This window comes from Granulicatella sp. 20925_1_45 (assembly GCF_041433555.1).
In the GTDB taxonomy this organism is placed as follows: Bacteria; Bacillota; Bacilli; order Lactobacillales; family Aerococcaceae; genus Granulicatella.
In genome coordinates, this window is sequence record NZ_JAPWBR010000024.1 from 16,146 (window position 1) to 29,012 (window position 12,867).

Annotated in this window: 11 protein-coding genes and 1 tRNA gene; 3 read left to right on the forward strand and 9 right to left on the reverse strand. The window is 42.0% G+C overall.

The annotated features are described in order from the left end of the window. Window positions 1-19: 19 nt before the first annotated feature. The 3 genes from O3798_RS07775 to trkA form a co-directional block, all read right to left on the reverse strand. Window positions 20-970: a DUF1002 domain-containing protein gene (locus tag O3798_RS07775; protein ID WP_371464166.1), complete on the reverse strand. Its 951-nt coding sequence runs from the start codon at window positions 968-970 to the stop codon at window positions 20-22. Between the two features lie 119 nt (window positions 971-1,089). Beyond that, entirely contained in the window at window positions 1,090-2,553 is a 1,464-nt protein-coding gene (locus tag O3798_RS07780; RefSeq protein WP_371464167.1) for a TrkH family potassium uptake protein, read from the reverse strand. A 10-nt stretch (window positions 2,554-2,563) separates the two neighbouring features. Beyond that, entirely contained in the window at window positions 2,564-3,916 is a 1,353-nt protein-coding gene (gene trkA, locus O3798_RS07785) for a Trk system potassium transporter TrkA (RefSeq protein ID WP_371464168.1), read from the reverse strand. Between the two features lie 122 nt (window positions 3,917-4,038). Here trkA and O3798_RS07790 point away from each other — a divergent pair, with 122 nt between their 5' ends. Further along, window positions 4,039-4,473, forward strand: a complete 435-nt coding sequence (locus O3798_RS07790; protein ID WP_371464169.1) for a SprT family protein — start codon at window positions 4,039-4,041, stop codon at window positions 4,471-4,473. A gap of 36 nt (window positions 4,474-4,509) precedes the next feature. After that, window positions 4,510-4,592 (forward strand) — tRNA-Leu (locus tag O3798_RS07795). 75 nt (window positions 4,593-4,667) lie between these two features. Here the strand turns inward: O3798_RS07795 and gorA are convergent. The 3 genes from gorA to gpmA all read right to left on the reverse strand — a co-directional run bounded on the left by gorA (window position 4,668) and on the right by gpmA (window position 7,725). After that, window positions 4,668-6,017, reverse strand: a complete 1,350-nt coding sequence (gene gorA, locus O3798_RS07800) for a glutathione-disulfide reductase (protein ID WP_371464170.1) — start codon at window positions 6,015-6,017, stop codon at window positions 4,668-4,670. 445 nt (window positions 6,018-6,462) lie between these two features. Beyond that, window positions 6,463-7,005 carry a dihydrolipoamide dehydrogenase gene (locus tag O3798_RS07805; RefSeq protein WP_371464171.1) on the reverse strand — a complete coding sequence of 181 codons (543 nt, stop codon included), beginning with the start codon at window positions 7,003-7,005 and terminating at the stop codon, window positions 6,463-6,465. Window positions 7,006-7,038: 33 nt separating this feature from the next. Further along, window positions 7,039-7,725 carry a 2,3-diphosphoglycerate-dependent phosphoglycerate mutase gene (gene gpmA / locus O3798_RS07810; protein ID WP_371464172.1) on the reverse strand — a complete coding sequence of 229 codons (687 nt, stop codon included), beginning with the start codon at window positions 7,723-7,725 and terminating at the stop codon, window positions 7,039-7,041. A 171-nt stretch (window positions 7,726-7,896) separates the two neighbouring features. On the opposite strand from gpmA, the gene O3798_RS07815 reads away from it, so the two are divergent. Further along, window positions 7,897-9,093, forward strand: coding sequence for an O-antigen ligase family protein (locus O3798_RS07815; protein WP_371464173.1), 1,197 nt, complete (start codon window positions 7,897-7,899; stop codon window positions 9,091-9,093). A gap of 59 nt (window positions 9,094-9,152) precedes the next feature. On the opposite strand, the gene O3798_RS07820 is transcribed toward O3798_RS07815, so the two are convergent. The 3 genes from O3798_RS07820 to O3798_RS07830 all read right to left on the reverse strand — a co-directional run bounded on the left by O3798_RS07820 (window position 9,153) and on the right by O3798_RS07830 (window position 12,754). Beyond that, window positions 9,153-12,074 (reverse strand): insulinase family protein, encoded by a 2,922-nt coding sequence (locus O3798_RS07820; protein ID WP_371464174.1) that lies wholly within the window; start codon window positions 12,072-12,074, stop codon window positions 9,153-9,155. Window positions 12,075-12,255: 181 nt separating this feature from the next. Next, window positions 12,256-12,552 (reverse strand): helix-turn-helix transcriptional regulator, encoded by a 297-nt coding sequence (locus O3798_RS07825; protein ID WP_371464175.1) that lies wholly within the window; start codon window positions 12,550-12,552, stop codon window positions 12,256-12,258. After that, window positions 12,494-12,754: a tryptophan synthase alpha chain gene (locus O3798_RS07830; RefSeq protein ID WP_371464176.1), complete on the reverse strand. Its 261-nt coding sequence runs from the start codon at window positions 12,752-12,754 to the stop codon at window positions 12,494-12,496. The genes O3798_RS07825 and O3798_RS07830 overlap by 59 nt, the downstream gene beginning before the upstream one ends. Window positions 12,755-12,867: the final 113 nt, after the last annotated feature.

Consider the following 12,867-nt stretch of genomic DNA (forward strand, 5'->3'; position numbering starts at 1 on the left):
CATGCTTACGATTCACACTTTAGTTTTGTGAGAAGAGATTTTTGATGGCATCAAAAATCGATTGGAAGAATTGGGCGATCTTATCGAGCCATCCTTCGTTTTTGGCTTGTTCGACTAAGCTGTTAATCTTTTCGCTGACTGATTTTGACAAGCTATTTAATTGCTCTAATACTTGCTTGGAATCAATTGCACTTGTGTTTTGATAGTTTTGCGCAAAAGCGACTAGTGCATTAATTTGGTCTTGAGAAATCACATTTTGTAATGAGTTGTTCTTCAAGGCCTCGTTAATAATGCGCTCGATATCTTCTTTTGTTGCTAATTGACCTTGCTTTTGTTTGAGTTCCGCAAGTTCTTTCTTGATTTCAATCATCGCTTTATCGAGTTTTGAAGAATCGAAACCTTTAGCGTTCGCATTTTCTTGCGCGATTTTATTCGTGACTTCTAGCTCTTGTTGCGCCACTTCGGTACGTTTGGCATCCAGTTGTACTCCGTTCGCTTCGAAGGCTTTATATACCCCTGTTAAGGCGGATTCACCGGTTACTTTCGATACGGCTGCAACTTCGATTTCCGCATCCGTTACACCTGCCGTAATCGCCGCATTGGCATATTGCTCGGCAGTGACCAGTGTGATGTTTTCAGGCGTCTTGATTTTCACCTTTACGCCTGTGCCTTTATCTGTCTTTTGAACCATCACAGATGAAATCATGACAGACGTATTCCCGTCACCACTTCCAAGATATTTAATTAAATCTTGTCCGGTTGCTGTTTCCGTTAATACGGTATTTGGATCTTTAATGCCTAATAATTGAGAAGTTTGCTGAATTTGCGCCTCGCTGAGTCCACCACCATAAACCACGGTTGGTTTTCCCCATTTTTCATTAACGGTCGTTGTATCGATGGCATATGCATTCTTCATGGATAATCCCATCAATGCAAGGACGACTGCGGTTGCCTTCACCCATTTTTTCATGAATGAACCTCCTTTGTTTTCAATCGTAACTCATTCGTTACAAGTCTAGTATACAAAAAGAACTTTAAGAAAAAAGTGTTCTTTCCTTAAAGTTCTTTATCTATTTGTTTAAGAATTGGTTAACGTCTACGCGCAAATGCCTTCATTGTTGTTGGTGAGAAAAGCATGATGATTGGATAAATTTCCAAACGTCCTGCAATCATCCCAATCGCAAGTACAAAAGTATTGAAATCAGAATACATTGAGAAGTTGCTTGTAGGTCCTACTTGACCAAGCCCCGGCCCGATGTTGTTAAAGGTTGCGGCCACACTTGAGAAGGCTGTTGTAAAATCGCCTGCTTCAAATGACACACACAGTAATAACACAAGGAAGAACAGTACATATACGATTAAGTAGTTGGCGATACTCTTCTCCATCTTATTATCGATTGGTTTTCCGTTCATCGTTGGAACAAACACTCGACGTGGTTGCCCCATGCGTTTTAATTCGGCAATCGCACTCTTGAAGTACACGACAATACGAGAGACTTTAATCCCACCGGCCGTTGAACCTGCACATCCTCCGATAAACATCAATAGTAAGAGGAGCACATGTGGGAACAAGCCCCAGAGTCCAAAGTCGACGGTCGAATATCCGGTAGTCGTAATAATCGATGATACCGTGAAGAACACGCTACGAATTGGAACACCTAATGCAGATTGGGTAATCGACAATACGATGAAAATAATCATTGTAACGCTGAGGACAATTCCAACATACGTACGCATTTCTTCGTCTTTAATCACATCTTTCACAGCGCCTAGAAGAATGAAGTAATACAAGTTAAAGTTGATTCCAAAGAGCATCATCCCTACCCCGATAATCCATTCAACGGCTGCTGGGTTAGCGTAAATACTAAATCCGGCATTGTTAATCCCGAATCCACCTGTCCCTGCAGTACCAAACGATAGAAGCAAGGCATCAAAGAGTGGCACTTGGAAGACGACTAAGATAATCGTCAATACGGCTGTCATCGCTAAATAAATCATATATAAGATTTGTGCCGTATGGGCTAATTTCGATACGAGTTTTCCAAACACAGGACCTGGAACTTCCGCACGCATTAGCTGCACGGATTCAGAACCATGACTTGGAAGAATCGCAAGTGCGAATACCAGTACCCCCATCCCACCGACTAAGTGAGTGAAGCTTCTCCAAAATAATGAAGAATGTGCGAGCACGGATAGGTCTGGAATAATACTTGAACCGGTCGTCGTTAATCCACTTGCCGTTTCAAAGAAGGCATCCACTACATTTGGGATTTCTCCTGTGAAGACAAATGGCAACCCACCAAAGAACGAGAGTAAAATCCAGCTTAAGGCTACGGTTACGACCCCGTCACGCGCCATGATTTTTAGTGGCTCTGGCTTTTTAAAGCTTAAGAGAAGCCCAATCACAAGTAGTAGCAGAATCGTTCCAGCATAAGCCAGTTTTTGAGTCAATGACTCATGATAAATAAAGCTAACAATCAGTGGTAAGGCTAAGAGCGCCGCTTCAACTTGAAGCATTTTTCCCACGAAATAGCGAACTGTTTTGATATTCATTCAGACACCTCTATTCCAAAATGTCGTTAATGTCATCAAAGTCTTTTTCCGTTGTAACGACGATTACTTTATCAAATGGCTCGATTGTGTCACTACCAGCTGGATAAATCAGTTGTTCCCCACGCACGATAAACGCAATCAAGAGGTTTGATTTTGTCTTCAATTCTGATAAAGGAATGCCGCAAATCCCACTATTCTTTTGAACGCGGAATTGAAGTGCTTCAACTTGGTTATCCGCTAAACGGTATAACGCTTCGACATTAGATCCTTGTGTGTTCGAACGTGAACGCACGAATTGGATAATTTCGTTCGCAACGATACGTTTTGGCGTCACGACTGATTGATTATCAAAGCCTTTAAACACTTTAAGAAGTGCTGGACGGCTCATCTTCGTAATAATCTTTGGTACACCTTGTTGTTTCGCATACGCTGAAAGAATTAAGTTTTCTTCGTCAATCCCTGTCATCGATACAAACACATCATATTCTGTAATACGTTGTTCTTCTAATACATCGTGGTCTGTTCCATCGGCATGAATGATGGTTGAATGTGGGAACGCATAGCTTAAAGTTTCACAGCGTTCTTCATTGACTTCGATGACTTTGGTGTTGATTTTTGTTTGTTTCAACATATTGAGTAAGTAATAAGTAATACGTCCACCACCGACAATCGTAGCAGAAGACACACTCTTCTTTTCTTGACCTGTTAATTTTAAGAAATTGCGAAGGTCTGGATACGCCCCTGTAATAAATACATGGTCTCCTTCTTCAAGTGTTGAATCCCCATCTGGAATGAAGCTTTGATCATTACGGTGAATCACACAGATTAAGATAGATTCAAATCGATTACGCACTTCTTTTAGAGTCAATCCTGCAAGAGCGGAACCTTCGTTGATTTCTAATTCGAGTAAACTTACACGATTCCCAACGAAATTTTCTACACTTAATGCAGAAGGATAATTAAAGTTATTGGCGATATCACGAGCCGTAGAAAGCTCTGGGTTAATTAGCAATGAAATCCCTAGACTTTCACGAACGAGTTGTAATTGTTGTGAATACTCAGGGTTACGCACACGCGCAACAGTGTATTCCGCCCCAATTTTCTTCGCAAGAATAGATGCAATAATATTAATTTCATCCATTTCCGTTACAGAAATAAAGATGTCACAGTTCTCCACTCCTGCTTCCACAAGAATGTCGTAGCTGGCACCATTTCCGCAAATCCCCATAATATCGAATTTATTTAGTAAACGATCGATTAAATCTTGGTTTTTATCAATCAATACAATGTCATTTTCTTCTGTCGAGAGCTCCTGGCAAATCACTTCGCCGACTTTTCCCCCACCGACAACAACAATTTTCATTTTGTTTCCTCCAGATTGAAAAATCTTATACCTTCCTATTTTACCTGTCTAGTGTGAAAAGGTCAAAGTTTATCTTGTTTTCTAAAGGGGCAAGGCGTGTTACACTAAGGTCGGAGGTCATTATGAACGAACACGAATTACAACAATTAACCCAGGAGATTTCGCGAAGCTCTTTTCACCGCGAATTCACGCACAAAATTACGTATAACAGACGCCTACGTTCCAGCGGAGGTCGCTATCTGTTGAAAACGGGAAATATCGAGATTAATCCCCTTGTCGAACAAGAACTGGGGCTCGAAGCGCTCATTGGCGTCATCAAACATGAACTCTGCCATTATCACTTGCATCAAACTGGTGGCGGCTATCGTCACAGAGATGCTGACTTTAAGCGCCTCCTTCATCAAGTAGGCGGAAGTCGCTTTGTCGAACGCATGAAGGAACCGAATTTCATTTACGAATGTACAGCGTGCCATCACCGCTACCCTAGAATGCGCAAGATGAACACGAATCGCTATGTATGTGGAAAATGTCGTGGAAAATTAATCCTTTTAGATTGAAATTCCAGCAAACATTTGATAAACTAAAAGAGTTCTGCGGTCGTGGCGGAATGGCAGACGCGCTGTCTTGAGGGGGCAGTGGGTGTATACCTGTGCGGGTTCAAGTCCCGCCGGCCGCATAAACAAAACGAAATACGCTAGATGGATAACCATCTAGCGTATTTTTGTGCATGTATTTTGTACTAGCCTAGTTGTTAGCGCATTATTACAAACTCTTCGCTTCCAGTTGGATGGATTGCTACGGTTGCGTCGAAGTCAGCTTTGGTTGCGCCCATTTTAATCGCTACGGCAAAGCCTTGAATCATTTCGTCAACGCCATATCCAATCCCGTGGAGGCCGACTACTTTTTCGTCTGCTCCTGCTGTGATGAGTTTGAAGAGCGCTTGTTGGTGATGGCTTGTCACGGCTGAATACATTCCAGCAAACGTTGATAAGTATGCCTTCACGTTTTCTTTGCCATACTCTTTCACGGCTTGTTCTTCTGAAAGCCCCACTGTTCCAATGGCTGGATGTGAGAACACGACTGTTGGAATTGTTGAGTAGTCCATTTTCGCGTTTGTTTGTCCGTTAAATAAACGTTCTGCTAGTGTGCGTCCTGCTTTAATCGCTACTGGCGTCAATTCTTTTTCACCAGAAGCATCTCCCAGTGCGTACACACCTTGAGCTGTAGTTTCTTGGAATTCATTCACTTTGATAAATCCACGTTCTGTTAATTCCACGCCTGCTGCTTCAAGGTTTAATCCTTCTGTATGAGGAATGCGTCCTGTTGCCCAAATCACTTTTTCAGCAGCAAAAGTTGTTCCATCTTCGAAATGAATTTCCACACTACCATCTTTAAGTTGAACCAATTTTTGTGGCACTTTGTTTGTGTGCAATGTTGGTCCTGATTTTTCCATTTCCGCAATGAGTACTTCAATAATCGAATGGTCGAAGTTACGTAAAGGACGATCGCGGCGAACGAAAAGGTCTGTCTTCACGCCTAGCGCATGTAAGACACCCGAAAGTTCTACAGCAATATATCCAGCGCCTAAGATAGCTACTGATTGTGGCAGTTCGTCCCATGCAAACACATCGTCAGAAGTGCCCCCAAGTTCTTTTCCTTCCACGTTTGGAATGGCAGGTTTTGCCCCTGTCGCAATTACGATATGGTTGGCACGGTACTCTTCCCCATTCACTTCAATCGTGTGGGCATCGATAAAGCGCGCGTACCCTTTAATCACGGTTACGTTGTTGCGTTCAAAAGTTCCATTATAAGAGTTACGTGAACGGTCAATATAGGCTTCACGGTTTTTCTTGAGTGTCGCAAAATCAAAAGTGACATTTTCTGCGGTAAACCCATAGTCTGGACCATATGCGTGAATCGCCTCTGCAATTTGCGCACCATACCACATAATTTTCTTAGGAACACAGCCGATATTCACACAGGTTCCTCCAAGTAAGTTTCCTTCTACTACGGCTACACGGGCACCATGCATGGCTGCACGGTTTGCTGTGGCAATACCGCCACTACCACCACCGATAGAAATTAAATCAAATGTTTTCATTGCTCATCCTCCATTTTTTGGTCACACTCATTCTATCAGATCGCTTTTGCTTTTGTCTTAAACTCTGCTCATGAAATTAGTTTAGGCACAGAAAAAATGATTACTGCAAAGCCTTGCGGCTTTCTTTTATAATCGCTGTTACGGGGCACCGGTGTAAGCCATGGTCTTACACCTTCGAAGCCTCAAACGCGGAGTAAGGAACAAGTTCCTACTCCGCGTAATTCTTCTTCGCTGCAAATTCCCGTTACTGCGATTATAAAAAGCCGCCAGCTCCTTCGTAATCATTTTATGTGCTATTTATTTTATGAGTCTAAGTTAAAAATACTCTGATAGAACGATGTGACAAATAATAGACTCTTCGCTCCTTACTACTGTGCTGAAACATTCATTCTGCTTTTCATTCTGTAAGCTGGGTGCTGTCTAGTTGGTTCTTAAGGTGCTGAGACTAGAGCTTTTCAATCCAGAGGGCGCAGAGTGTTTGGACGGCTGGGATAACTGTTGTGATTGAGCCGTGGTTATCGTATGCCTTGTACCAGAGTTTACCGGTTGAATCGAAGGCGTATTGGTACACGACGAGCCAATGATTCTTATACGGGCTACCAAGAGCGGCTGTTGTTCCTACGACAACAGGTACACCGTCTTCAAGGAGTCCGGGCACGACCTTTTCACTAAATAAATTAAAGTGTGTCTTATAACCGTATTTCTTCCACTCATTATTGAGTCCGCGTTGGACATCCCAATAGAAAGTTCCGCGATATGGCAGTGCGTATTCAATTGAGGCTTCCATGCCTTTTAAAAGCTCGTCCATCGATTGAGTCACGACGCCTTCGCGTTTCGCCACGAGGACGGTTAAGCAAGCAGCCGCATACGTTCCGCAAACCCCTGGCGTCTTTTCATTTACATAAGCTTTGAACGGCTCCATCTCACTCTCAGCGAGGCCTCGCCATTCAACTTTCTCTTCTAAGCTGTGTTTCTTCTCCCACTTCATTCGCATTCTCCTTATTGTTCAACATAATCGTCTTTATTTTTCAAAATGATATTCTTTCACTTGTAAGTTTTCATCGAGGTCAAATACAAGCGGTGTTGCAGTTGGGATTTCAAATTTTAAGATTTCGTCTTCGCTTAAGTTGAGCAAGTATTTCACTAAACTACGTAGAGAGTTTCCGTGCGCTACAACGAGCACGTTCTTACCGTCGAGTAAATCCACCGCAATTTCATCTTGCCAAATTGGAAGCACGCGGTCCAATGTTGTTTTCAATGTTTCCCCTTGAGGAAGGTCCTTCACTTGTAGATGTTTGTAGCGTGGGTCGCTGGCTTGTTTGGCTGCTTCTTCCTCGCTAAGTAGTGGAGGCATCACATCGTATGAACGTCTCCAAAGCAACACTTGTTCGTCGCCATATTTTTCGCGTGTTTCTTGTTTATTGAGTCCTTGTAAGGCTCCATAGTGGCGTTCGTTTAATCGCCAGCTCTTTGTTTCTGGTAAATAGTCTTGATTTAATTCAGACAAGACGATATGTCCTGTGTGGATAGCTCTTTTTAATACTGATAAATACACATGATCGAATTGAATGCCTAATGAGTGTAGCATTTCCCCTGCGTGATGCGCTTCTTCTACCCCTTTAGGAGTTAACTCCACATCGCTCCAACCGGTAAATAAATTGAGGGCGTTCCATTCACTTTCTCCATGTCGAACAAATACTAATTTCATGTTCATTCCTTCTTTCTGAAATTCTACTATTATTGTACGCCTGTTCTCAGAAAGTTTCAAAGAACGACGCCCGATGTGTTGCCATTTGCCCTAAATCATCATTTAGTGGTAAAATAAGCTGATATCTATTTCATTAGATGATTGGTAGAAACACTACCTGAAAGGAACATTATGAAATTACTAACGATAATCGAAAAGATAAAACGATTCTCGAATCAGGACTTAGCGCTGTACTTACTCATTATCAGTAGCTTCCTTCCGTTTTATCTATTTCTAACATTGTTCGTCTTATATATCATCCTTCTCGCCTTTACGGGAAAATTAAAACAAGTCTTCAAAGACTTAGCGCAGCACCCGTTCTTACTGGCGTTTATCGGATTTAGCTTTATCGTATCGATGGTGGCTGGCAACTATATCGGCGCTGTCATCTCGGTTGGATTCGTGATGTATGCGATATTCTTTAAATACTATCAAAGACGATTGACACCGGACTTTTTCCATATCGTTCTACAGACAGTCTTACTCCTCAGCATTTTCGCCGCGGGATTTGCGTTCTTAGAACACTATGAAATCGTTCATAAATTTAACTACACCTTCCTCTCACCACGGATGCAAGTATGGCACCAAAACCGTGCGGAAGTAACGTTCTTTAATCCGAACTACTACGGAATTATTTGTTGCTTCTGTATTATGATTGGCTTTTACTTACTCAGCATCACGAAGAGTTGGTTCTGGAAGTTCATCGGCGCTGTCGCGATTGGGATTAACCTATTCGGCCTCAGCTTCACGCAAAACCGAACTGCTTTTCCAGCGATTATCTGTGGAGCGATTATTTACCTCTTCACAACGATTCGTAGCTCGAAAGCATTCTGGCTCAGCATCGCCGCATTTGGAGTTGGACTCATGTTCCTCTTCTCAAATGACATCGGAGTTCGGATGGGAACGCTCGACTCTTCCATGGAAGAACGCGTTTCAATTTGGAATGCCGGCATGGTTCTCTTTAAACAAAATCCATGGTTTGGGGAAGGGCCTCTGACCTACTTGCATAGCTTTGCAAGAATCGGCGCTCGCTACCACGAACACGCGCACAGTTTATATATCGATACCATTTCAAGCTACGGGATTATCGGAACATTGCTTCTTGCGATTTCTACCCTTAAACCGGTACGCATGCTTTTAGAAATGAGTCGCGATCCAAAGAAACGTCCAATCGTTGGACTCTACGTTTCGTTTATCGTTGTACTCTTCGTTCACGGTATCTTCGACGTGGCCATCCTTTGGGTACAAAGTGCATTTCTATTCTTACTAGTGATGACAAGTATTCCAATGTGGATGAAACAAGAAGAAAACGTCATGCCACATAAATAAACTACAAAAAATAAATCCCAAGATTCACTGTTGTGAACCTTGGGATTTTTTGAGTGCTTTTATTTTGTTAAGTTACGGATGTTTTTGAAGAGTTCTTTATGATTTTCAATCTTCGTATCATTTCCGATAACGACAAACGCGTTTTGGTCCATGATAGCTTTCATCGTTGGAGCGTATGCGCGTACCTTTTCAGGCGTTGCCGCTAAGATTTCATCGCGGAACTGTTGCACTTTCTCTTGCGTCAAATGAGTGAAGTAACGCGTGAAGGCGACTGCCCCTTTTTGAGCGGCTGAAAGTGGACGGTCAATCGTGCTGAATGTACCAATCAAGTTCTTTTCAAACTCCGCCTCTGACAAGTTGAAGTTTTCTAAGTACTCTACTTGTCCATCATAACGTTCAAGCGTTTCAACGATATTTGGGTCGCGGTAAGAAAGACCTGCGACGTCCCCTTTATCGGTAATCACACTCATACCTCCGTATGCCCCACCTTGAACACGAACTGTATTCCATAAGTAATCAAGTCCTAGAACGGATTTCAAGAATAAGTTCATACCGTTCACTGGAACACCAAGAAGCGTTTGGTTATATCCTTTTGCGACATAGTTGATTTCTTGGGCTGTCTTGAACCCTTCGTTTAACACTTCCACAGGATTCGTGAAGACTTGTTTTTCAACTTTGTGAGTCCCAAGATGCTTGAAGAAGTCCTCGGATACTTGTTTGAAGTGGTCGAAGTCAACTTTGCTTCCGACAAAGGTTGCCACTAGTTGGTCTGTTGTTAAAATCGTTTCTAACACAGCTTTCAAGCGGTCGATAAAGGCTTGAGGGTTTTCGTCAAAACCAGCCACCACATCGCAAATAAAGTCGTAGTAGTCGATTCCTTCAAGCGATTGTAAGTATTTCGCGCCTTCGTAGTAGTAAGATTCTAAACGACGAAGGGCCGCCACGTGTGACCCATAGTTGAAGTTCATCTCTAAGTCTGCTTTCACATTGAGTAAGAGCTCTTTAATTTTCTCAACATCGTCTAAGTTTGAACGGTGAACGATTTCTTCAATCAAGCTTAAGAGTTGTGGTTGGTATTCAGACAAGGCCTTACCGCTCACGGTGAATTTAGGATAGTAGATGTTGTCCGCTACTGATTCCGTAATCACGGTCGCGTTTGTGCCGATGCCACCTGTGTAGAAGTCGATTTCTGTGCTGAGGGCTTCGTCTGTGAAGTTTTCGGTTCCAACTTCCCCTAGTACTTCTATTAAGAAGGCTACGACTGGAATGTCTTCTGTCTTCACGCCTGATAAATCAAAGTAATATTTCACGTAAGAAATGCCGGCTGTGAAGTCTTCATAGTGTAAGAAGGTTGGTTTGCCTTCTGCCTCTTCCACTGTTAATGGTAAAGGTTTTACTTCGCGGTCGATATCTTCAATTGAGAGTTTTGGTAATTTCGCCAAATCTTCTTCCTTATCTGGAGTCGTTTGACGTTCTAGAAGTTGTTGCGTTTGTTCAACTAAAGCTGCCACTTCTTCGTCAGATAGTGAAGCTTTATAAGCCGCTAACTCTTCTTTCAACGCTTCATCTTTGCGGTCGCCGAGTCCAGGTTCTGGAGCTAAAGTGATAACCGCTGCATGCGTATTGTCTAGTAATGTTGTTTGGATTAAACGTTCGAAATAGCCGTTTGCCATTTCTTCTTGCATCTTATCTAACACACGTTGGTATTCGAACGTTGCGAAGACATCCCCGCCGTATAACCAGCTTGTAAGTGAGTTTAGAGAATACAAGATTCCTTTAGGAGTAGCTCCTTCCAGCGCTGTTAATTCTTTATAACGGAACGCTGCTTTATTGAGGGCTGCTTGAATCGCTTTTTGCGGAATGCCTTCAGCGACTAAACGTTTCAACTCGTTTTCGATGATAGAAACAAATTGTTCTTTGGCTTCTGGGTTTGTATCTTTTAAGACAATTTCAAAGATTGGTGAATAGGTTGCTGCACCAAATCCACCAGAAACATCAGAACCTAGGCCTGATTTCAAGAGAGCTTTCTTAATTGGAGCCGTGTTAGAGCCAAGAAGGAGTTCATCTAATACGCCAAGCGCGATGAGTTCTTCAGAGTTTGTCCCCTTACCAGCCGCCCAAATGTACGCTAAGAGCGATTTGCTTTCAGTAGGCTCGTCTTTAGAAATTGAGAATTTCGCTTCTAATTCATGACGCTCGCCGAAAGGTGTTTGTTCGACAGACTCGAATTCGTAGTCTTTTGCCTCAAACGCATCGAAGTACTCTGTCAATTGCGCAAACGCAGTGTCTAAGTCTAAGTTTCCGTAAAGCGTCACACGCGCATTGCTTGGGTGATAGTACTTATCATGGAACGCCACGAACTCTTCTTGCGTTAACGAAGGAATCGCAGCTGGCATTCCTCCAGAAATATGTTTATAGACGGTATCTGGGAATAACGTTGGTTCAAACAGACGGTATAATTCAGAGTCCGCTTGAGAGAACGCCCCACGCATTTCGTTGTACACTACGCCTTTATAAATCAATTCATCATCGGCATTTTCTAAGTGATAGTGCCATCCTTCTTGCATCAAGATTTGTGGATCCTGCTTGAAGTTTGGATAGAATACTGCATCTAAGTACACAGACATCAAGTTGTTGAAGTCTTTTTGGTTACGAGACGATACCGGATAAACCGTCTTATCAGAGTAAGTCATCGCATTTAAGAACGTATTCAATGAACCTTTTAATAACTCTACGAATGGCTCTTTGGATGGATATTTCTTCGAACCATTTAACACAGAGTGCTCGATAATATGCGCAATCCCGTTATCATTATACGGCGGCGTACGGAACGCAATATTGAACGCCTTATTATCATCTTCGTTTTCAAGGTATAAGACCTCTGCGCCAGTCTTATCATGTTTGTACAAATAACCGACAGAACGAATATCTGGCAAGTCTCTTTTTTCAATTAAAGAGTAACCTTTAAAATTCTTTGTCATAAAATTCCTCCTTCAAGGCTTTTCACCCATTCTACCACTTTTAGCGCAAAAAAAGAAGATAAGGGCCTACTTCTTACATAAAGAAAAAAACTCAAAATTCACTTATATGAATTTTGAGTTTTAGGTATTTTGTATTTAAGAATCTTGTAAAACTAGATTTCAGATTTATTGAAGAAAATTACTAAAATGTCTTCTCTTTCAACTTTATCTCAATCTCATATCCGTTTAGCCGAGCTAATTCCACAAGAGTCATAATGGTTGGATTATGATGTCCTGCTTCTAATCTCGCTAAATAGGCTCTCTTTACATCTAACTTCGTTGCAAATTCTTCCTGTGTCAATTGATGATTGACCCGCAATCGAATCGTCCTCAAAGCTACTTTTTGAAGAGACACTTCTCGAAGTAAGTCTTCTTCGAAACTAGGATAAATCGATGATAACTTCATAAACTCTCGTGTTAAATAAGAAGTCACTGCCATCCACCCCTTCTTTAGTTCTTGATACAGGTATTTTTAAACACTGTCTTCCTTTATAATAGAATCCCCATTTTTCGATTATCTCCGGTGTCACACCTTCATCTTCTAAGATTTTGTAGACTGCCGCCAATCTAATCATCTCGTCATATTCAAGCGTTTCTAAACGATCCACTTTCTTTTTATCAACCCTAAATTTCTTACCCATACCTATTACCTCCCTTTGACCTAAATGTAACATATAAGTTACGTGAAGTGCACCCTGTCAAGTAGACAGGAAAATAATTAAATTATATGACGAGTTCTTATGAACTCGTCTTT

Coding starts and splice junctions, on each gene's coding strand:
- O3798_RS07805 (WP_371464171.1), bottom strand. CDS start 7,005: ATGAAGTGGGAGAAGAAACACAGCTTAGAAGAGAAAGTTGAATGGCGA.
- O3798_RS07820 (WP_371464174.1), bottom strand. CDS start 12,074: ATGACAAAGAATTTTAAAGGTTACTCTTTAATTGAAAAAAGAGACTTG.
- O3798_RS07825 (WP_371464175.1), bottom strand. CDS start 12,552: ATGGCAGTGACTTCTTATTTAACACGAGAGTTTATGAAGTTATCATCG.
- gorA (WP_371464170.1), bottom strand. CDS start 6,017: ATGAAAACATTTGATTTAATTTCTATCGGTGGTGGTAGTGGCGGTATT.
- O3798_RS07775 (WP_371464166.1), bottom strand. CDS start 970: ATGAAAAAATGGGTGAAGGCAACCGCAGTCGTCCTTGCATTGATGGGA.
- O3798_RS07780 (WP_371464167.1), bottom strand. CDS start 2,553: ATGAATATCAAAACAGTTCGCTATTTCGTGGGAAAAATGCTTCAAGTT.
- gpmA (WP_371464172.1), bottom strand. CDS start 7,725: ATGAAATTAGTATTTGTTCGACATGGAGAAAGTGAATGGAACGCCCTC.
- O3798_RS07790 (WP_371464169.1), top strand. CDS start 4,039: ATGAACGAACACGAATTACAACAATTAACCCAGGAGATTTCGCGAAGC.
- O3798_RS07815 (WP_371464173.1), top strand. CDS start 7,897: ATGAAATTACTAACGATAATCGAAAAGATAAAACGATTCTCGAATCAG.
- O3798_RS07830 (WP_371464176.1), bottom strand. CDS start 12,754: ATGGGTAAGAAATTTAGGGTTGATAAAAAGAAAGTGGATCGTTTAGAA.
- trkA (WP_371464168.1), bottom strand. CDS start 3,916: ATGAAAATTGTTGTTGTCGGTGGGGGAAAAGTCGGCGAAGTGATTTGC.